Below are 20765 nucleotides of genomic sequence, written 5' to 3' on the forward strand. Positions count from 1 at the left end.
TCCTAACTGTGGGCTGTCTTTAGTGACATCTAGCAATTTGAGCAAAAGTGCACTTTTTGAGCTATGGGTATTACAAACGGGCTTAGCCGTCACCGCGATACTATTACTGATCTTAGTTTATATTTATTATGCAACGTTTACTTAATGATAACTAATTAAATACGGATAATGAATTATGACTATTATTGCGATTAGTAGCCTTATTGTTTTATTAATCTATAATTCTCATATTATATTAATAAAACAAAACACTATCGGTATCATACCGTAAAGAGATGTCATGCTATTTCAAACGATACGGCGCTTACGACATTTTACTTATAATATTTTACAAAATGACGAGCATGATACGCTTTTCAGTCGTTGCGTTGATTATTTTCTCATTTTTTTAATTATGACCAATGTGGCAGCTGTCATTGCAGAGTCTGTTGAGCAGTGGTATCAAGATTATAATAGCTACTTTATATATTTTGAGAACTTCTCTATCGCCGTATTTTCTGCTGAGTATTTGTTGCGCTTATGGAGCGTGGCTGACGATAAACCGGATAATACGACGTGGCGGCAGCGTTGGAATTGGTTAAGAAGTCCCTCAGCGTTGATTGATTTAGTAGCGATTGCGCCTGCATTTTTAAACCACTTCGTTAATATCGATTTGCGTTTCTTACGCATATTGCGTTTGTTTAGGATTTTAAAACTCACGCGTTATTTTGCTTCCTTGCGTATTTTACTGGTGGTCATTAGTAAAGAAAAAGGCTCGTTTCAAGCGGTTATTTTTATTTTATTCATTATGATTGTGACTGCAGCAAGTGGTATTTACTTGGTAGAAAAAGATGCCCAACCAGAGGTATTTGAGTCTATCCCAAAGGCCATGTGGTGGGCGGTGGTCACGCTTACGACTGTTGGCTATGGCGATGTGACACCGATTACAAACGCAGGTAAGATATTAGGTGCGGTTATTACGATATTGGGTGTGGGTCTAGCCGCATTGCCTGCGGGTATTTTAGCAACAGGTTTGGCGAATGAGCTGGCGCAGCGTCGTGATGAGCTTGAGCAACAATTTCGTGAGTTTTTAGTCGATGGCGATTTTGACTTGGTACAAAATCAGCACATGATTGATAAAATTCGTCGTGAGTTGGGGCTTGATAAAGAGCAAGCGCAGGATATTGTGTTGCAGGTATTGCGCGAGCAAGAGCTTGAGCGCCGAGAAAAAGAGGTGCGTAAAAAGAATTTTTGTCCGCATTGCGGGGAGTCATTAGAATAAGCCGTTAGTAGTGATAATAACGTAAATAAATGGGTAATAAGCCAATTGTGGTTTATTACCCATTTTTTATACCAATTTAAAAACTACTAGCTTCCTACACCTTGCGGAATAGGTAGGGCGCGCGCAAGCTCATGAGCCACTTGCTGAGATGCTTTGGATAAATCCTTGTCCGTTAATGCCAAGTTTTGCAGAGTAATATGCCAGTCATCAACGACTCGGCGTAGACTTGCTACCCAAATAACGTTACAAGTGCGCGGAAGTTGCTTTAAATTGATTTCAAATACTCGGTTACCTTCATCATCATTAAGATGAATCTCACCACTATCAACAGCACTAAACGGTTGTCCAAAATATGAGCTAGCAATTAGCGCAATATGGTTAATATGATTGGGTGTTTTATGCAAATAAAGACGAATTTGCTCTTGATCGAGTGGCGCACGATACATTGCTTGTTCACCGCGGTCATGACCGTCTAAGCTATCTCCCTGATGGCGAACCGATTCTGCTTCATCACGCAATTGCTTAAACCAGACCAAGTCTTGTATCGTACATTGATCATCATACAACACACAGGCTAGATCGATATCAATGGCACCTTGATTTTCTTTTAATCGTGCCATCTTGCCTTTTGTTTTGACTGGCGTAAAGTCATAATTTAAGCCAAACAGTAATGTATCAGAGGTTAATCCAAGCGCGTCTAGGCTATTTGAAAGGAGTGGCTGAGTCGCAGGAGTAGGCATAGTTATCCTTTTTAGTATTTAGTTTGTTTTTATAATGAGGTGTTATATTTTTCAAAAGAGGTATCTAAGACAGCTTGATACAGTAGCTCTGGTTTGGCGTGCAACAAACCTTTACCAAAGCCGCGCAACCACCAGACCAGCTGCGATGTCAAATTAACCGTCGTATGAATTGTTAAGGTGTCGTCTGCATTTACGATCACTGTTTGGTCGTGACTTAGCTTACTTTCGGTCAGGCTTTTGCCAGCGGCTTTGGTAAAGTGCAATTCAATGGCAGTATTTTTACCATGATTGGGCAACTGACGGAATAAAGGGTGTGAAAATCCCATGCCGCCGGCGTCTAAATAGTCATCTAACTGGAAATTATCCGGTGTCCGCGCAGCGCTTTCTAGTATTTCAACGCTGGCAAATCGATGCAGCGCAAAGGTACGGATAACAGCATCAGCGTCGTCTGTACGGGTGGCAAGCAGATAAATGATGACACCGCGCTGAATAATGGCAATCGGATTGAGTACGTATTCGCTGGCAGCAGATTTATCGCCACGGGTATAGCAGGCTTTGATTTGTAATTGATAAAACAGCGCGTGATAAATATGGTCTTTACTGTCCAAGTCGATATGCGGGGCAATAAGCGGTTGGGTTGCAGGCTCAATTCGCACGCGATCAATCCATGAATAGGTCACTTTGCTGTTTTTAAGTTGCCGGCGTGCCAAGTCAAACCACGGAAACAGCTCATCTAGTATCACTGGTGGTAACAGTTGGGTTAAATTGGCTTCAACCATATTAAAGGCAACTGCTTGCGATAAATTCATATGAGGCAAGCTTTGCAGGGGCGCATCCTCACACCAGCGCCAACCTTGCGGATTGGCATTGTTTTTCTCGATAGGAAAGCGTTTGGCTAAGGCATTCAAGTCGCGCTGCACCGTACGCAAGCTAATATCGAAGCCTGCAAGCGCAAGCTGCTCATAAATATGCGTAGTACCAATCCAGCGATTACGCTGCAATTGCGAGAGCACTTGCCATTGACGCGCGGTGGTTGCTGCGCCATGACGGCTGGCAGCGGTTTCACTTACGCTGTCCACATTTTCAATGGGCGCGGCTGTTTTTCGAGGATCCTGAGGTTTCAGTTTTTGCGCAGTCATTAAGAGTCACCCTGTATGAAGTCGCGTTACTATTGGATTTATGAGTCATTATCTAATCCAATCTCACCTTATCATTGCTATTACGAACATATCTATTGACGATGCTATTTGTCTTTGCATTTTTCCGTAAAGCGTCGTTTTTTCTTTCTTTTATCTTGCTTTTTTTTCTTACCTTTTTTCTTGTCAGACTCATCAACGATGTCATCTTCATTGCTTTGATTGCTGTCCCACAGCATGAGCTTTTCTAACACTTTGCCAAATAAAGTGTGCTTACGGTAGCGTTTTTTCTTATTAAGCGTATCAATTGGCAATCCGGTCATCAAGGTCAATGCTTCACTCAAAGTGCGCACGCCATAAATATGAAAGGTACCGGCTTTTACGGCGGCAATAATGTCGTCACGTAGCATAAGCTGTTTGACGTTTGCCATGGGAATGACAACGCCTTGTTGCCCAGTCAGCGCTTGCTCACGGCAGGCATCAAAAAAGCCAGCTATTTTAGAATTGATACCGCCAACGGCTTGGACTTCACCAAGCTGATTCATAGAACCTGTAATAGCATAGGATTGGTTAATGGGCACATCGGCTAGGGCGGACAATAGGGCGCAGGCTTCACTCACCGTGGCGCTGTCACCGTCAATATGAGCGTAACTTTGCTCGAATGCCAATGACGCGCTAAAGTTAAGAGCATGATGACGACTAAATAGGGCGCGCAAATAGCTGGTCATGATTAACATGCCTTTTGCATGTAAGCTGCCGCCTAAATCAACATCGCGCTCAATATCTAAGATGTCACCCGCACCAATATTGGGTTGAATAACAGCGGTTAAGCGGGCGGGCATGCCAAACTCACTATCGGCATAGCTGACCACGGTTAAGGCATTGACCTGACCGACGGCTTGACCACTGGTATTAATCAGCTGTTGTCCGTTTTTTAGCTCTTCCCAATATAGATCGCGCAAATACCCTGAGCGCTCGTCCATATCGGCAATGGCTTGATTGACATGCTGGACAGTTACGATGCTTTGTTGTTCAAGGCGTGCATGACGATTGGACTCGTGGAGTAATTTGATAAGTAAGTCGCTGTGCAAACTTAGGCGATCTTGGTCTTCAGCTTGCAGACTTAAATGCTCAAGCAAAGCAGCCTGCGCGCTGCTATCAAAGGGGTATAGATTGGCAAAAGCAATAATATCTGCCATTTTTGCCACCAATGCCAATTCGTGTTCATCAGTACGGACAACGTCATCATGAAAGTCAGCACGTACTTTAAAAACGGCATCAAACTCAGGCTCGAGCTCTAACAGCTCATAATACAAATCTGCTTCGCCTAATAAAATGACTTTGACATCAAGATCAATCGGTGCCGGAGAGAGTGATAAGCTACCGGTTAAGGTCAGCATCTGCTCAAGGCTTGATAGTTTGATTTTACGTGATTGTAGGGCGCGTTTTAACCCTTGCCACGCATACGGATGTTCAAGAAGATGACTGGCTTCCAGTAGTAAATAGCCGCCATTAGCACGGTGTAAGGCTCCTGCGCGAATCATGCTGACATCAGTGGTCACGGTTCCTAGCTGAGTAATTTGCTCAACATGACCGAGCAAATTAAGATGGGTTGGCAAATCTTCAAAAATAACTGGCGCGCCACTATCAGGCTCGTGGCTTACCAATACGTTGACGGCATAACGGCTAGGCGTGGTGGCTAACACTGCTGCAATAAATTCTTCATCATCCCCATTCACAATGCGCTCGACATGGGTCACCATATCGGCAAACATCGCCTCCAAATACTCAAGTACTAAAGTATTGGTGGCAAATAACTTACGAATAGGTGCAAATAAAGGCTCTAATGCTCGGCGCGCGATATTGTGATGCAAGTCTTCTATCGCCTCATTGGCTTCATCTTCTAATTGCTCTAAAGCGATAGTAAGCTGATTAAGACGCTTTTGCATATGGTTTTTTTGCGCAAAATTATTCAACTCTGCTTCATGACTGCTTTGATCAACTTGTTCCGGTTCAGCAGAATTTGTATCGTTGTCAAAGTCTTCACTATCTGCCTTAACTTTTTTAGATTTTCCTTTAGCAGCGGTTTTCGCTTTGATAGTCACATTGTTTGACGGTTTTTCTAACGCACTATTATTATCAATAAGGATAGAGGTTTCTTCAGCATCAGCATCCGTATTGTCATTAAGCGCGTTATTGAGAATTTCTACGGGCAGTTGGCTTGGGTGCACAAATACAGCTTTATTATCAAAAGGTCGAAAGGTCAACGCTAGGTCGTACTGTTTGCCTTCAGCACTAAGCGCTTCATACGCTTGGGTTTCTTGTTGATGGGTATCATTTTTTATAGCTTCAATTTTGCTTTGATAATGATCACTACGAAAACGCTGATTGAGACGTTTTTTAGCGTGCTGCCATAAATTATTGACTTCTTGCTGCAGTAAATTGGCTTGTCCGGCAGGCAGGTGTAGCGCCATAGGCGTGCGTGGGTCAGTGAAATTATGCACATAAACCCAATCATCAGGCGTCGGCTGCGTCACCGCAATACGCTGTAACAAGCGACTTATGACCGTACGTTTGCCCAAGCCATTTTCGCCCGCAGCAAAGACATGATAACCGCTAGCATGAATATCTAGCGCCGTCTGTAATGCTTTTAAAGCGCGCTGTTGCCCAAAGCCAATGTGTAATGCTGGGGCAGTACGGGTATCCGCAGGCAATTTCGCCACATCACTATAGCGTTTTAGTTGCTCAGCAGAAATCAGGCAACGTTCATGTACCTTTGCTAAAATAGGATCGGGTAACTGATCTTTCTGACTGTCGTTTTTATGATTGTTTTTATGGTCGTTATCTTCTGCTTGATAGGCAGCAGAATCAATTGTAATTTGAGTCATAAGGTCGGTTGGCTGTTGAGTCATAGGCGTAAGATACATCGTCTTAAAGTAGAGGTAAAGGTATAGGAGTATGTCGGTGCATTAAGCTAATTATCAAGCGTAAACTTGATAAGTCTTGAATATCATGGGCACATGATACACTTAAAGTGAACCCGATTATGAGTCTAAAAGAGTGCTTTATTATACCTATACGGGCAGAATAAAACGTCAATCGCCGTGCAGATAGTATAAGATGGCGGACATTGTGGCAATCTGCAACTATTCAATAGGCAGAGTGCATGATAAAATAGTCGATTCACCTGTCAAAATGGGATAACGTGTTTTATGTCAGATTCTGCTAAGAGCGCTACGGTTTTATCATCAGCTGGCACAGGGCTTTCTATTACTGACCCGACTGGGTTTGCAAAACTTGGGGCACAGTTGCCAACACTTGCGACTATCTTGGCGCAATCTATAGAAACATTGGCGTTACCGTTAACGGATAGCCAGCAGCGCACGTTATTATTGTACTTAGACCAGCTTTTATTATGGAATAAAGCGTATAATCTCACCGCCATTACTGATCCAGTAGAAGCATTAATCAAACATGTGGTTGATTGCTTGGCTATTATAACGTATTTACCGCCAGGGTCTTTGTTGGATATCGGTACGGGTGCAGGCTTGCCGGCAGTGATTATTGCCATTTGTCAGCCTGAGCGCCAATGCAGTGCCCTTGATAGTAATAAGAAAAAAATTCGCTTTATTAAGCAAATTAGTAGCGAGCTTGGACTGAGTAATATGACTCCAATTGCCTCCCGCATTGAAGAGCATGACGGACAGTATGACGTGGTGACCTCAAGAGCTTTTGCCAGCTTGATTGATTTTGTAGACGCCGCGCAGCCTCGTTTGGCAAATGGTGGTCGCTTATGTGCGATGAAAGGTAAAGCACCTACTGAAGAAGAAATTCAGTCATTAGCACCGCATTGGCAAATTGATACGGTTAAGCTTGTTGTGCCGCGTCTAGATGAAAGTCGCCATTTGATTGAATTGTCTGCCAAAACTGTCTAAGCTAGACGCGCATTTATTATTATAAAAATATGAATCTTGGCGATAGTCTTGCTTGAAGGTCAGTTGCTGAGCTAGTGAAGATAAAAGCTAGCAAAATTAAAATATATAACGTGATTTATATTAATTAAATTGAGTGAGTGTATGGAAATCATAGCCATTGCGAATCAAAAAGGCGGCGTGGGTAAAACCACGACGGCAGTAAACTTAACGGCAAGCTTAGCCGCTAAGCGTAAGCGTGTCCTGTTGATTGACTTAGATCCGCAAGGCAATGCCACGACAGGCACAGGTCTGGACAAAAATAATTTGGCATTCACCATGGCAGATGTGCTCCTTGATGGCGTATCGCTACAAGATGCTATTGTCACCAGTCCCGCAGGTTTTGATGTTATCGGCGCTAATCGTGAGCTTGCCGGTATGGACGTCATGTTAATGGGTCAAACTAATAGCCATGAGCTGCTGAAAACAGCCATGCAGGTATTGGTTGTCGCGCAAAAGACGGGTCAACAAGACCATTATGATTATATTATTATGGACTGTGCGCCAAGCTTAAATCTGTTGACTATCAATGCGCTTGTGGCAACTGATGGGGTTATTATTCCTATGCAATGTGAGTATTATGCGCTGGAAGGGTTAGCGGATTTATCACAAACGATTGAACGCCTCACCGAACTCAATGCTAAGCTGCATATTCGCGGTGTGGTCAGAACTTTATTTGATGCGCGCAATACCTTAGCCAATGATGTGTCAGCTGAGCTACAAACGCATTTTGGCGATATCATGTACGATACCCATATTCCAAGAAATGTGCGCTTAGCAGAAGCACCAGCGCATGGTATGCCAGTAATAACTTATGATAGATGGTCTAAAGGTTCACGTGCTTATCAAAAGCTGGCTGCTGAAGTTATTGAACAAAGCCGTGCACTCTGAGTAGAAACGAATAAAAAAGCAACTTATTAAATAGCAGTTGTTTGGATAATTGTTTAAATAATAAGCAGTTAAGCAGTAATTGATTAAGTAGTCATCAGCTAAAACGATTAGATAATAAATTATCAGATAAATTACTCAGTATTTTTAATCCCCATTTGGCTTTTATGTTAGCGTTAAAGGATAGGTAATCATGGCGAAGAAGAGAGGGTTGGCAGCCAATCGAGGTTTAGATGCCTTATTGGGGTCAATCAAAAAAGAAAAGCAAATTACTGCTTCAGCCTTACAAGATGACATGGCTGCGCGTACTGCTGTTCTGCCAAATGCCGAACCAAATAACAAGACAGTGACTGCGTTAGACGCATCATCAACATCTGCAAGCTCAGTTAAAAAAGCGAGCGCTCCCAATAAAAAGCGTGAAAAAATCAATACAGATATAGAGACCACTAACCGGATGCGCCCGTTGCGCAATAACGCTAAAGTACGCAGTATCGACAGCAGTGGCTCGGAAGATCAAATCAGCCTGATTCAAATTAATGTCATGCGCTTGCAAGCGGGTAAGTATCAGCCGCGCCGTGATATGAGTGAGACTGCGTTAATGGAGCTGGCGTCCTCTATTGAACAGCACGGCATCATGCAACCTATCGTGATTCGTCCACTGCTGGCAACAGAAGATAAAAGCACGGCTGATGTGACGCATGAGATTATCGCTGGAGAACGGCGCTGGCGTGCGGCAAAAATGGCTGGCAAGTCTGTTATTCCAGCGATTGAGCGTGCCTTATCGGATGAGTTGGCGATTGCTTTAGCTTTAATTGAAAATATTCAACGTGAAGACTTATCAGTGATTGAGCAAGCGGCTGCTTTGCAACGTTTTCATACTGAATTTGGTATGAGTCATGCCATGATTGCTGAGGTGGTGGGCAAGGCGCGGACAACGGTATCAAACTTACTGCGATTAAATCAATTACATGATACGGTAAAAGACCATTTAGCTACCAGCGCCCTTGATATGGGACATGCCCGTACATTATTAGCACTATCATCAGATCAGCAGCCAATTATTGCACAAAAAATTATTGATGGTGGGATGACGGTACGTGAGGCTGAAAAGCTGGTCAAGTCTATTTTAAATCCTGCCCCAAAAATCAGCGCTACTGAAAAACTGCAATCTCACGACACCGATCGTTTAATTCAGCGCTTAACCGATGCGCTAGGAGCAGAAGTTAAGCTTAAGCATAAAAAAGACGGTCAGGGTAGTGTTGAGATATTTTTTCATAATCCCGATGAATTCGCCGCGTTGCTGACGCGTTTAGAAGCACAACATTGATGAGGCTTTTATGAGCCAAGCTTATCCGTCTGACTCTACAAAAACTTCTGTCAATAGCACAGCTGTACTGCCGTTAACGCCGCCCAAATATAAGACCTTATTGCGTTTGCTCAGTTACCTGAAGCCGTATTGGTGGGCATTACTGCTGACCATTATTGGTTTTGCTATCAATGCTGCCACTGAGATTTGGATTGCCAAGCTCTTACAATATATAACTGATGCCATTAATCAAAACGACCAAAGTAAACAGGATTTATTTCCATTTATTATTGTTGGGCTGTTTTTCGTGCGCGGCGTTGGCAGCTTTTTGGGTAATTATTATTCTGCTTTAGTATCGCGTAACTTGGTTTATGAGCTGCGGGTTCAGGTATTTAATAAACTTTTACGCCTGCCGAGTTCGTTTTATTTAGCCAATCCAGCGGGCACGATTTCATCAAAGCTTATTTTTGATGTGGAGCAAGTCACTGCTGCCAGTACTGACTCAATGAAAACCTTGTTACGAGATGGTCTGACCGTTATCGCGTTGCTTGGATTTTTACTGTATAGCAATTGGCGTTTGACCCTGATTTTATTTGTGGTATTGCCGCCAATATTATGGCTGATACGTATCGCCTCAAAGCGTTATTTAAAGCTGTCAAAAGGCATTCAAGAAACAATGGGCGACGTCAGTCATATTACCAATGAGGTGATTGGCGGCTATCAAGTGGTCAAAAACTACGGCGGACAAGCTTACGAGTCGAAGCGCTTTGATGTTATCTCAAAAAAGAATTTGCGCCAAGGTATGAAGGTGGTGGTCACCAATAGTATTAATACGCCAGCGGTACAGTTACTGATGGCGATGGCAATGGCAGTGGTGGTGTGGCTAGCGCTACGCCCTACGGTAATTGATAACATCTCAGCCGGCGAATTTATCTCTTACATTGCTGCGGCAGGATTATTAAGTAAGCCGGTACGTTCACTGACCGATGTCAATCAAAAACTGCAAAAAGGCATCGCTGCGGGTGAGTCTATTTTTGCTCTTTTAGATGAACATGAGGAGCAAGACAGCGGCAGGCTAAATCCTACTTTAGCGGGCGATATTCACTTAGATAATGTTGGTTTGGTGTATCCAGATTCGACAGTGGCATTGCAAGATTTTAGTTTGCATATACGGGCTGGCGAGACGGTTGCTTTGGTTGGTCGTAGTGGCGCGGGTAAGTCATCGCTGGTGAATTTGTTAAGTCGTACACTTAACGCAACATCAGGTCAGATTACAATAGATGGTTTACCGATTGAAGACATTACGTTAGCGAGCTTACGCGCACAGATTGCGATGGTAGACCAGCAAGTAGTACTCTTTAATACTACGGTGTTTAATAATATCGCCTATGGTAGCTTGGCGGATAGAACCCAAGCGGATGTTGAGCGAGCGGCAAAAGATGCCTTTGCCCATGACTTTATTATGAAAATGCCAAACGGTTATCAAAGTCAAATCGGTGCTGAAGGATTGCAATTGTCAGGCGGTCAACGTCAGCGTTTATCCATTGCTAGAGCACTTTTAAAAGACGCGCCTATATTAATTTTGGATGAAGCGACCAGTGCTCTTGATAATGAGTCCGAATATTATATTCAGCAAGCGCTTGATAATGTGATGAAAGACCGGACAACTTTGGTGATTGCGCACCGGTTGACCACCATTGAGTCCGCTGATCGTATTGCGGTGTTAGATGGTGGGCGTATCGTTGAGCTTGGCACTCACAGCGAGCTGATGCAAAAGCAGGGTTACTATGCGCAGATGTATGCTCGTGATTTTAAATAATATAAATAGCCATCTTAATTCATCATTACTTACTAAACAGTTCTAAATGAGCAATCACCCATGAGTCTTGAGACAGTAGTTACCCGTGCATGGGGGCGACAAGCGCTTTGGTTGTGGCTGTTGCTGCCAGTTAGTTGGTTATATGGTTTATTAATAACGCTACGTCAATTATTATATAAGACTGGTTTGCTATTAAGTTATCGTGCGCCCATTCCAGTCATGGTGATTGGTAATATTACCGTTGGCGGCAGTGGTAAAACGCCATTAATTATTAGTTTAGTAGAATATTTACAGCAACAAGGGATAAGTGTCGGAGTTATTAGCCGAGGTTATGGCGGTGATAGCGCACAGATGCCAGCGTTGGTAACCAAAAATAGTGCACCAAGTATGGTAGGTGATGAACCTAGCTTAATTGTTAATATGACTAACGTGCCAATGGCAGTATGTCCTAATCGCAAGCAAGCTATTGAAATACTATTACAGGCGCATCCTTATTTGCAACTGATTATTGCCGATGATGGTTTGCAGCATTATGCATTGCAGCGCGATATTGAATGGATTGTAGTGGACGTATCACGTGGCTTTGGCAGTAAGCAATTGCTACCAACAGGCTTTTTACGTGAGCCTATGTCACGACTTAACGATGCAACAGTCATTTATCATAAAAAACCAGAGCAAGTGAGTAGTGAAGACAAACTTGGGTCAAAGCAATTAACCATGCATTTGCGTCCAGATATTTTATATCATTTATGGTCTAATAGTAATGTTAGTCAAAACTCAGCACCAACGGCGAGCAGTCAGGTTCATGCGGTCAGTGGTATTGGCTATCCGCAGCGTTTTTTTAATACCCTTACTGATCTAGGTTTTGAAGTCATCGAGCACGCTTATCCTGATCATTACGATTTTAGTCTCAATGAATTGATTCAATATACTGAGCATCCTATTATCGTAACCAGTAAAGACGCAGTAAAAATTCGTGCCTTGTTTTTGCAATCAGAAACGCACCAAGCGCAAACTATTGAATGGCAAGCGCTGGCAAGCCGAGTATGGGTATTGCCAGTCACTGCTGTGCTCTCTGAATCTTGTTACCATACGCTTAATGAGCAATTAAAAATATTAGGTATTTTGTTTGATAATAAGTAAATGAACAAAATATAGAAAATGATTTTATTCTTAAATTTGTCTTTTTATTTTCAAATTTATCTTGGTTTTAAAAGTAAATAGTAAGCAATAAACAATAAGCGTTAATCCATACGCTAAAAAGTCATAGGAATATGCCATGTCTGCTGCGCCCGCCAAAACCCATATTGTTATCCCTGCACGCTTCAAAAGTATCCGTTTACCTGGTAAGCCATTATTAGCCATTCATGGTAAGCCCATGATACTTTGGGTCGCTGAAAAGGCACAAGCGGCGCAGTTTGCCGATGATATGTGTATTGCTACGGACGACGCGCGTATTGCCAAAGTATGTATAGATGCCGGTTATGATGTGGTGATGACCCGCGCTGATCATGCCTCTGGTACGGATCGTTTGGCGGAAGTTGCGGCTATCAAAGGTTGGTCTGATAATGATATTGTGATTAATATGCAAGGGGATGAACCATTAGTGCCGCCCTTGTTGCTAGAGCAGGTCAAGACATTGTTGGTAGCAGATAGCCAAAGTGTGATGGCAACTTTATATGAGCCTATCGACGACTATGCGACTTTTATGCGCCCATCAGTGGTAAAAGTGGTTAGTGCTAAGGTTGCTGATACCCAACGCGCCCTTTATTTTAGCCGTGCACCGATTCCTTGTGACCGTGATATGGCACTTGTCTTAGCGGAAAATCCAACAGATTTAGTAAAAATACCTGCGCCCAAAAATGCTTATCGTCATTTGGGATTATATGCGTATCGGGTTAGCTTATTACAGCAATTTGTCCATTGGCAACAGACGCCACTTGAGATACTTGAAAGCCTAGAGCAGCTACGTATTTTAGAAAATGGTGGCAGTATTGCTATTGCAGCTGCTGCGTTACAGTTGCCAGCAGGGGTAGATACTGAGGAAGACTTGATGCGCTTAAATACCATGAGTTTGGCTGAATTTCAAAGTTATTGATTGCCCTTATAATAAATCTTCAATCAGTTAAAATAGCCTCAATATTTTAAAATAAGATATCACGTAATAATTGATTTTAAACTGTCTAAAAAATCGTAAGGCAATATATTGAATGAGATGACTGACAGTATTTATTTTGCACCACTATTGCCATGGCAGCAAAGCTTGTGGTCGCAGCTGACTGCACGGGTTTTGGCGCCAGCGCAATCATTACCTCATGCATTGCTTGCTGCAGGTATGCAAGGGATGGGTAAGCGTGCATTTGTTTGGCGTTTGGTTGCTTGGTTGTTGTGCCGCAATCGCGAACAGTCTCCACTTGGCGCGTGTGGAAACTGTGAAAGCTGCCAATGGTTAAAATCAGGAACACATCCAAGTCTGCAAGTATTGCCAATCATTAATATGCCGATGAATGCCGCCACTCATGAGAGCCATGCAGCATTAAAAAGTAGCAATAAGACTAAAATGGCAAGTACATCATCAACTTCTAATCAAGCTGCAAAAACAGCAGCTAAAAGTTCATTAACGATAAAGATAAATGACATTCGCGCCCTACAGCCATTTATTTATCAAGGCGGTCAGGGAATGCGTATTTGCGTCTTAGATTATGCCGAGCAAATGACCATTGCCGCTGCCAATGCGCTTCTTAAAACACTAGAAGAGCCGCAAGCGCAAGTTTATTTATTTTTAATCAGTGATATCCCTGCCAAATTGCTGCCAACGATTAAAAGTCGCGTGCAGCAGTTGCCGTTGCAATCTATTGAGCCCTCGGTCGCTCGTGATTATGTTACCCATGCGCTTGGTAGTACTATCCATCGTGAAACTGTGAGCCCTAGCCAAATCGAGCAATTATTACAAATGGCAAATGGGGCACCCTTAGCGGCGATAGAGTTGGCACAAGCAGACTGGTATGGCAAGCGCGCGTTATGGCTGACCATATGGCAAGCCTTACGTCAAGGCAAACGTAGTAGTATTGCTGCCAGTGACTATTGGCAATCACAGCTGAGTATTCAAGATTTCATTCAACTGACAGAAACCATGTTGCTTGATATTCAGCGTTTGGAGGTTGGGCTTGAGAGTCAGCAAAAAGATATTGAGCTAACAGCAGCTATTGCTCACAACAAGCCTGATAGCAACGCCTTAGATGCACTGATAGGTAGTTTGCAGCAGATAAAAGTCGCATTACAACAAAATGTGCAAGAAAAATATGCCTATGATAAGCTGATGCAGCAACTGGCACAGTTATAAAATCCTTTTTTAGTAATATGTTAGTCACGTTAGTACTGCGTCTTCAATATTTTGCATAACAAGATTGCATAAACACATCGCATTTATTTATTCTTAACTTATATCCTCTATTTCATCCGCTTTATAAGGAGCTGATTATGGCAATGCCCGGACGTGGTGGGATTCTCACTTGTCATATTGAAGATATCGCAACGTTATATGCCAGCTATCTGCCCTTTGTTGAAAATGGTGCGCTATTTGTACCTACTAGCCGTGTACAACAGCTTGGTGATGAGGTGTTTATTGCTATTACTTTACCCAACTCCAGTGAGCGCTTGCCGATGAATGGTAAAGTGGTTTGGATTAATCATCGAGCGCAAGCCAACCGCCCAGCAGGTTTTGCAGTGCAGATGGGCACGGACGATATGGGGCTGAAAATTAAAGGTGAGATAGAACGCTTATTAGCTGGTAAAGTCGATGGGCAGCAACCTACCTATACCATGTAAGTTTCATACTATTGCTAAGCTCTATACGTGATAATCGTTTTCTATCTATTTACAAGTTTATTATTAAATACAAAAACGCCCTCTAATTCAAAAATTAAAGGGCGTTTTTATTGCATATCATCACGACACTAGAAGCCGTAATTAGCGCTTTATTTTTCTAAAATACAAGTAACGCCTTGACCGCCAGCCGCACAGATGGAAATTAGCGCGCGACCTGAGCCTTTTTGATCAAGCAGTTTTGCCGCCGTTGCTAAAATACGCCCACCTGTTGCGGCAAAGGGATGTCCGGCTGCTAGTGAAGACCCATTGACGTTCAGCTTGCTGCGATCAATCGTTCCTAATGGCGCATCAAGTCCCAAGCGCTCTTGACAGAAGTTTTCGTCTTCCCATGCGGTAAGTGTTGATAACACTTGTGACGCAAAGGCTTCATGAATCTCGTAAAAATCAAAATCTTGTAAGCTTAAACCTGCGCGTGCCAGCATTCGTGGTACGGCATAAGCAGGTGCCATCAACAGCCCTTCCTTATCACCAGATTTGCCAATAAAGTCTACCGCTGCAGTTTCTTGATGTACGATATACGCCAATGCTTTCAAACCGTGCGCTTCTGCCCACTCGTCATTACTTAACAGCACACACGATGCACCATCGGTAAGTGGGGTTGAGTTGGCAGCGGTCATGGTTGGGTCGGCGTTATGCTTACCAAATACAGGTTTTAGCTGGCCCAATTTTTCCAGAGTAGAGTCTGGACGCAAGTTATTGTCGCGAGTGAGTCCTTTATAAGGGGTAATGAGATCATCAAAAAAGCCTTCGTCATACGCTCGGGCCAGATTCTTATGGCTGTTAAAGGCTAGCTTATCTTGATCTTCTCGGCTGATATTCCACTCAAGAGCAGTAATGGCTTGATGGTCACCCATCGACAGACCTGTACGTGGTTCACCGTTTTTCGGAGTATCGATTAAGTCTGTAGGGTTTAAGCCCATGAGCGCTTGCAGTCGTTGCTTGTTATTCTTTGCCGCACCCAGTTTAATGATTACTTTTCGCAAACCATCACCAATGGCAATAGGCGCATCTGAAGTGGTATCAACACCGCCCGTAATTGCTGAGTCAATAATACCCAAAGCAATCTTGTTAGCCGATGCAAAGGTGGCTTGTAGACCTGTACCACAAGCTTGTGCGATATCGTAAGTGGGGGTATGCGGATCTAAAGCAGTATTAAGTGCTGCCTCACGAGTAAGGTTAATATCTCGGCTGAGTTTCATGACTGCACCAGCGACAACTTCACCGACTTTTTCATTTTGTAGATTGTAGCGTTCAATTAAGCCATTTAACGCAGCAGTTAGCATGTCAATGTTGCTGGCGTCGGCATATGCACCATTTGAGCGAGCAAAAGGAATACGGTTACCACCTAAGATGGCTACGCGATGTTGACCAGTAGCTGGCTTGATATTACTGGTAGGTTTAACTGCTTTAAGAGGCACACTATCTTTGGTTGTTGTATTAGATTTCTTTTTATCATTGTTATCTGTAGCAGTTTCTTTAGTAGTAGCGGAGCTATTATCTTGTTTGCTGTCTTTGCTGTCTTTGCTGTCTTTGCTGTCAGTCTTTGCAGCGTTATCTTTTGCTGACTTTTTAACGGTACTGGCTTTGGTAGTTTTCTCAGTACTAGTATCTTTATCACTTGTAGCTTTGTCTTTAATGGCATCCGCTTTTTTAGTCTTGCTTTCAACAACGTCAGGCTCATCCATATCACTTTTCTGTTTTGCTTCGCTTACCAATTCGGCTTTAATTTTAGCTTTTTTCTGCGCCTGTTCACTTTGCGCTTGATTGGCAACAGGATTGCCATCCGCATCAACGATATCGGTGGCTTTTTTTAGCTCAGCAAAAGAATCGAGCTGCTCATCGTCAGAAGGTTTAGCAGTTGCACTTAGAATATCTTGACTTTCTCTGGTATCGCTGGTCTTTACCACAACACTGTCTACAACTGGGCTTTTATCATTTTTGTTATCGTTACTCATAATAATATCCTTAAAAAGAGTCTATAAAAAGACGAACTGTGAATCAAAGGTGGTATTAATATATAGGAAGTTGCAAGCTTATCCTAAGCCGTTTGTAGGGCATTATTGTATGTCTTTAGCAAATCAGGTAACACCAGTAGTAATTTACGTGAAAGGTTACGTTACCTGATGAATAAAGGCAGAAAGCATACTTAATGATACTGACCAGTCTTATTTATACCGCTCATGTTTTTAGATTTTTGATAAGATATAGTTATTAAGAAATCTCAAAGCCATAACTTATATCTTCGATTCTAGCATACGACCGTTTTATTTAAATGACTCACAACCCAGTAGACGTAGACTTGTGGTACACAAATTTATATGGACTTTATAGATTTTTGGACAGGGCACACTTCGACGTGTATAGTTAAATGTGTCTAAAACCGTGTGGCTAATTGCAATTTAGGCGGTATTGAAGTGAGATTTAAGCATAGCGTTTATTTACCAAATTCACCTAATGCAGCGCGTTTTAGGAACTTATAATAACTGTGTTATATAGTCTTAATAACTTTTTAAGAACTATTCGATTTTTATTCTAATCATATTTTTATTCATAATAATAGGATTTTCTTATGTCAGACCGTTATGGTGATTTTGTTCAGTCCTCTATTGGTAAAAAGGTTGCAAAAAACTTAGGCTTGCCTTTACCGGTCACTCTTGATCGCTTTGAGAGTGGTCAGCGTTTGGTGCGGGGCAGCATACTGATAGGCTCAGCTACTGGAGACGATAAACGTGTTGGGGCGTCAGTAGCACGGATTTTGTCTGAGCTGCATGCAGAAGTATTTATTAATAGTGATGATAATGTCAAAGATGCCCTTGCTGATGTGGGTATTGAAGCCAAAGCCAATACCAACACTGAGGATAAATTTAAAATATTGCTATTCGATGCCAGTAATGTTCGCAATGTTGATGATTTAAAGCAAGTTTATGAGTTCTTTCATCAAGTTGCGCGCCGTGTAGAAAAATCAGGTCGCGTGATTGTTATCGGTCGTCCGCCAGAAGCGGCTACTGATATCGACACCGCATTGTCACAGCGTGCACTTGAAGGCTTTGTAAGATCTGTTGGTAAAGAGTTCAAACGTGGCATTACCGCCCAGCTTATTTATGTGAGTGCTGGCGCCGAGCAGAATCTGGATTCAACACTACGCTTTTTTACTTCAGCACGTTCAGCTTACGTGTCAGGTCAAGTAGTGCGCGTACAAGCAGGTGCAACAGTTGCAGTTGATTGGGCACAGCCACTAGGCGGCAAAACTATGCTAGTCACAGGCGCAAGTCGCGGTATTGGTGAGGCAATCGCCCGTGTATTAGCCCGAGAAGGTGCGCATGTGATTTGTTTGGATGTGCCGCAGCAGCAATCGGATTTGCAAAAAGTAGCCGGTGAGATTAGCGGTTCGACATTAATGGTAGATATCACCAGTGATGACGCTGGCAAGCAGATTGCTGACGCAGCTAAAAAGCGTGGTGGTTTAGATGCCGTTATCCATAATGCAGGGGTGACACGCGATAAAACATTGGCAAATATGGATGAACAAAAGTGGGATATGGTGCTTAATATCAATTTAGCCAGTATTGCTAAAATAAATCGCTACTTGTTCGACCATGATGTGTTAAAAGCGGATGCGCGTATCGTTTGCGTTTCCTCAATATCGGGTATTGCAGGCAACTTGGGACAAACCAACTATGCCACTTCAAAAGCAGGTGTGATTGGGCTTGTAGATGCTACCGCCAAGCAATTGGCTGATAATGGTAATGGCATGACCATTAATGCGGTTGCGCCAGGATTTATCGAAACGCAAATGACTGAAGCCATTCCTTTTGCCATTCGTGAAGCGGGTCGCCGTATGAATTCAATGAGCCAAGGCGGTCTGCCGATTGATGTCGCTGAAACCATTGCTTGGTTAGCATCACCTGCTTCTGGCGGTTTAAATGGAAATACAGTGCGCGTATGCGGTCAAAGTTTGCTTGGCGCTTAATGCTCTGATAAATAAACCATGCTTATCAAAAAATATGGATTAAATAGTAAAGAAGCTGCCTTTGGGTAGCTTTTTTATTATAAGAATAAATCGCTTTAAGAATATAAAAGTTTACTGAGTCCATTAATGTTTATTTGCATGATTATTTTAATAATATATTTTAACCATGTCTTAACAAAGCGCTTTAGCAAATAGCTAACAAAATACTGTAAAATAAAGAATTGTCAGCTCATTATTCAAGAAACTCGTGCCAGCCTTATTTAGGATAGCTCTATGTCAGATAAACACTTTGATGCGTTACCCAAAGCGCATACTACTTATGCCAATATTATCAAAAGTTTATTGCCTATTGGTGATAGCTCAAAAGTCGATAAAGATGCCTTACCGCAAGCCACTTATTTTGTAGATAACCTGCATATTGACGAGAGTAATCTGAATGATTATCGTAAGATTTGCGGCTTTGCAGATAATGGTAAGGTGCCGATTACCTATTTTGCGGTGCTCTCACAAGCGCTACAGATGAATATGATGGTCAAAGAAGCTTTCCCGTTCACCATGCTGGGCTTGGTTCATGTTGATAACAGTGTGACCCAGTATCGCCCGATTGGCGAGCGCGAGACCGTCAATATGTCGGTGGCTTTTGCTAATTTGCGTGACCATACCCAAGGTCAACAGTTCGATTTTGTTACCACGGTTAAGTCGCACGATGATATCATTTGGGAGGGCACGTCAACCTACTTGGCACGCGCTAAAACTCCACAAACCAGTAGTGATAAGAGCAAACCGCGCTCGGTCACTGTGAAGCCAATGGTTGATGAAAAAGGCGTACACAATGTTTTTGAAGTGCCGGAAGATATCGGTCGTCGTTATGCCTTTGTCTCAGGCGATTTTAATCTTATACATTTGCATCCGTTATCAGCGCGTGCCTTTGGTTTTCCAAAAGCCATTGCGCATGGCATGTGGTCTAAAGCCAAATGTTTGGGATTGATGGGTGAGTTACCGGATGCTTGTACAGTCAATGTCGCCTTTAAACTGCCTATTTTTTTACCTTCTGAGGTTGAGCTGATTGCAGAGCCAGTATCGAAGCTTGAGAGCATCGAGGACAGCTGTCATTTTGGCTTATACAGTGCTAAAAACGACAAACCACATTTGATTGGTGTGATTAAATTATTAAGCAACGATGAGTAACTTAAGCTCTAGCCTTAACTATTTGTACTAACTTATTAGAATGACGACTATGAATAAAGATAGCCAAGATATAACCAATAACGAAAGTTATGATGCCGAACAAAAGCATAGCACTAGCATTGTTGATATAGATAATGGTATTGACCTTGCTACTGTATTAAATCATTATTTCCGTCCTGAGGAGCAAACCATTGTCTGCGGCGCACTTGATGAAGAAAAAGTGGCAGCATTGGCAACAGCAGGCGTTGATGTTGTGATTAATTTTCAGCCAGATGATGAGCTAAGCTTTGATGAAGCGGTAACCGTCACAAAGGCAGGCATGGCATATGAGCAACTCCCGATCAGTGGCGCGGATGACTTGAAACAGGTAAAAATTCTGGCGTTTGATGGTTTGTTACGTCAATATCATGGTAAAAAAGTAGCTTTGCATTGTAAGTCTGGTAACCGTGCAGGTGCAGCCATAGCCCTGCGCGCAGGCTGGCTACGTGGGCGTAAAATAGAGACGGCGATGGAACGTGGTCGCAGTCACGGTTTGACGACCCTTGAGCAAGAAGTTCATAATCGCTTGCTTGTCCCGCGTTAGAGAAACAATAGACAA

Annotated in this window: 16 protein-coding genes; 12 read left to right on the plus strand and 4 right to left on the minus strand. The window is 42.8% G+C overall.

Annotation, left to right across the window (positions count from 1 at the left end):
• Nucleotides 1–280 precede the first annotated feature (280 nt).
• Nucleotides 281–1261, plus strand: a complete 981-nt coding sequence (locus H2245_RS02300; RefSeq protein WP_182405571.1) for an ion transporter — start codon at nt 281–283, stop codon at nt 1259–1261.
• An 86-nt stretch (nt 1262–1347) separates the two neighbouring features.
• On the opposite strand, the gene H2245_RS02305 is transcribed toward H2245_RS02300, so the two are convergent.
• From H2245_RS02305 to H2245_RS02315, 3 genes are all read right to left on the minus strand, one after another.
• Nucleotides 1348–2001 carry a TerD family protein gene (locus tag H2245_RS02305; protein WP_182405573.1) on the minus strand — a complete coding sequence of 218 codons (654 nt, stop codon included), beginning with the start codon at nt 1999–2001 and terminating at the stop codon, nt 1348–1350.
• A 29-nt stretch (nt 2002–2030) separates the two neighbouring features.
• Entirely contained in the window at nt 2031–3140 is a 1110-nt protein-coding gene (locus H2245_RS02310) for a YafY family protein (RefSeq protein WP_259365041.1), read from the minus strand.
• 104 nt (nt 3141–3244) lie between these two features.
• Complete coding sequence (locus tag H2245_RS02315) at nt 3245–6049, minus strand: ATP-binding protein (RefSeq protein ID WP_182405575.1); 2805 nt, start codon at nt 6047–6049, stop codon at nt 3245–3247.
• Between the two features lie 300 nt (nt 6050–6349).
• Here H2245_RS02315 and rsmG point away from each other — a divergent pair, with 300 nt between their 5' ends.
• The 8 genes from rsmG to H2245_RS02355 all read left to right on the plus strand — a co-directional run bounded on the left by rsmG (nt 6350) and on the right by H2245_RS02355 (nt 14949).
• A complete protein-coding gene (rsmG, locus tag H2245_RS02320) occupies nt 6350–7072 on the plus strand; it encodes a 16S rRNA (guanine(527)-N(7))-methyltransferase RsmG (RefSeq protein WP_182405576.1) in 723 nt (240 codons plus the stop codon).
• Between the two features lie 141 nt (nt 7073–7213).
• Complete coding sequence (locus tag H2245_RS02325) at nt 7214–7999, plus strand: ParA family protein (RefSeq protein ID WP_182405578.1); 786 nt, start codon at nt 7214–7216, stop codon at nt 7997–7999.
• Nucleotides 8000–8189: 190 nt separating this feature from the next.
• Nucleotides 8190–9323 (plus strand): ParB/RepB/Spo0J family partition protein, encoded by a 1134-nt coding sequence (locus H2245_RS02330; protein WP_182405580.1) that lies wholly within the window; start codon nt 8190–8192, stop codon nt 9321–9323.
• A 10-nt stretch (nt 9324–9333) separates the two neighbouring features.
• Nucleotides 9334–11121, plus strand: a complete 1788-nt coding sequence (msbA, locus tag H2245_RS02335; protein WP_182405582.1) for a lipid A export permease/ATP-binding protein MsbA — start codon at nt 9334–9336, stop codon at nt 11119–11121.
• A gap of 60 nt (nt 11122–11181) precedes the next feature.
• Complete coding sequence (gene lpxK, locus H2245_RS02340; RefSeq protein WP_182405584.1) at nt 11182–12264, plus strand: tetraacyldisaccharide 4'-kinase; 1083 nt, start codon at nt 11182–11184, stop codon at nt 12262–12264.
• A 136-nt stretch (nt 12265–12400) separates the two neighbouring features.
• Nucleotides 12401–13219 carry a 3-deoxy-manno-octulosonate cytidylyltransferase gene (gene kdsB / locus H2245_RS02345; protein WP_182405586.1) on the plus strand — a complete coding sequence of 273 codons (819 nt, stop codon included), beginning with the start codon at nt 12401–12403 and terminating at the stop codon, nt 13217–13219.
• 108 nt (nt 13220–13327) lie between these two features.
• Nucleotides 13328–14464, plus strand: coding sequence for a DNA polymerase III subunit delta' (locus tag H2245_RS02350; protein ID WP_404944638.1), 1137 nt, complete (start codon nt 13328–13330; stop codon nt 14462–14464).
• Nucleotides 14465–14601: 137 nt separating this feature from the next.
• Nucleotides 14602–14949, plus strand: coding sequence for a PilZ domain-containing protein (locus tag H2245_RS02355; RefSeq protein WP_182405588.1), 348 nt, complete (start codon nt 14602–14604; stop codon nt 14947–14949).
• Nucleotides 14950–15098: 149 nt separating this feature from the next.
• Here H2245_RS02355 and H2245_RS02360 read toward each other — a convergent pair whose 3' ends face one another.
• Entirely contained in the window at nt 15099–16694 is a 1596-nt protein-coding gene (locus H2245_RS02360; RefSeq protein ID WP_182405684.1) for an acetyl-CoA C-acetyltransferase, read from the minus strand.
• An 884-nt stretch (nt 16695–17578) separates the two neighbouring features.
• On the opposite strand from H2245_RS02360, the gene H2245_RS02365 reads away from it, so the two are divergent.
• The 3 genes from H2245_RS02365 to H2245_RS02375 all read left to right on the plus strand — a co-directional run bounded on the left by H2245_RS02365 (nt 17579) and on the right by H2245_RS02375 (nt 20750).
• A complete protein-coding gene (locus H2245_RS02365; protein WP_182405590.1) occupies nt 17579–18979 on the plus strand; it encodes a 3-oxoacyl-ACP reductase in 1401 nt (466 codons plus the stop codon).
• A gap of 273 nt (nt 18980–19252) precedes the next feature.
• Nucleotides 19253–20167, plus strand: a complete 915-nt coding sequence (locus H2245_RS02370; RefSeq protein ID WP_182405592.1) for a MaoC/PaaZ C-terminal domain-containing protein — start codon at nt 19253–19255, stop codon at nt 20165–20167.
• Nucleotides 20168–20216: 49 nt separating this feature from the next.
• A complete protein-coding gene (locus H2245_RS02375) occupies nt 20217–20750 on the plus strand; it encodes a beta-lactamase hydrolase domain-containing protein (RefSeq protein WP_259365042.1) in 534 nt (177 codons plus the stop codon).
• Nucleotides 20751–20765: the final 15 nt, after the last annotated feature.

The sequence above is a fragment of the Psychrobacter sp. GP33 genome (assembly GCF_014119005.1).
GTDB lineage: Bacteria > Pseudomonadota > Gammaproteobacteria > Pseudomonadales > Moraxellaceae > Psychrobacter.

Excerpts from the sequence above, each read along its gene's own strand:
- H2245_RS02300 (WP_182405571.1), top strand. The coding sequence starts at position 281 with ATGCTATTTCAAACGATACGGCGCTTACGACATTTTACTTATAATATT.
- H2245_RS02305 (WP_182405573.1), bottom strand. The coding sequence starts at position 2,001 with ATGCCTACTCCTGCGACTCAGCCACTCCTTTCAAATAGCCTAGACGCG.
- H2245_RS02310 (WP_259365041.1), bottom strand. The coding sequence starts at position 3,140 with ATGACTGCGCAAAAACTGAAACCTCAGGATCCTCGAAAAACAGCCGCG.
- H2245_RS02315 (WP_182405575.1), bottom strand. The coding sequence starts at position 6,049 with ATGACTCAACAGCCAACCGACCTTATGACTCAAATTACAATTGATTCT.
- rsmG (WP_182405576.1), top strand. The coding sequence starts at position 6,350 with ATGTCAGATTCTGCTAAGAGCGCTACGGTTTTATCATCAGCTGGCACA.
- H2245_RS02325 (WP_182405578.1), top strand. The coding sequence starts at position 7,214 with ATGGAAATCATAGCCATTGCGAATCAAAAAGGCGGCGTGGGTAAAACC.
- H2245_RS02330 (WP_182405580.1), top strand. The coding sequence starts at position 8,190 with ATGGCGAAGAAGAGAGGGTTGGCAGCCAATCGAGGTTTAGATGCCTTA.
- msbA (WP_182405582.1), top strand. The coding sequence starts at position 9,334 with ATGAGCCAAGCTTATCCGTCTGACTCTACAAAAACTTCTGTCAATAGC.
- lpxK (WP_182405584.1), top strand. The coding sequence starts at position 11,182 with ATGAGTCTTGAGACAGTAGTTACCCGTGCATGGGGGCGACAAGCGCTT.
- kdsB (WP_182405586.1), top strand. The coding sequence starts at position 12,401 with ATGTCTGCTGCGCCCGCCAAAACCCATATTGTTATCCCTGCACGCTTC.
- H2245_RS02355 (WP_182405588.1), top strand. The coding sequence starts at position 14,602 with ATGGCAATGCCCGGACGTGGTGGGATTCTCACTTGTCATATTGAAGAT.
- H2245_RS02360 (WP_182405684.1), bottom strand. The coding sequence starts at position 16,694 with ATGGATGAGCCTGACGTTGTTGAAAGCAAGACTAAAAAAGCGGATGCC.
- H2245_RS02365 (WP_182405590.1), top strand. The coding sequence starts at position 17,579 with ATGTCAGACCGTTATGGTGATTTTGTTCAGTCCTCTATTGGTAAAAAG.
- H2245_RS02370 (WP_182405592.1), top strand. The coding sequence starts at position 19,253 with ATGTCAGATAAACACTTTGATGCGTTACCCAAAGCGCATACTACTTAT.
- H2245_RS02375 (WP_259365042.1), top strand. The coding sequence starts at position 20,217 with ATGAATAAAGATAGCCAAGATATAACCAATAACGAAAGTTATGATGCC.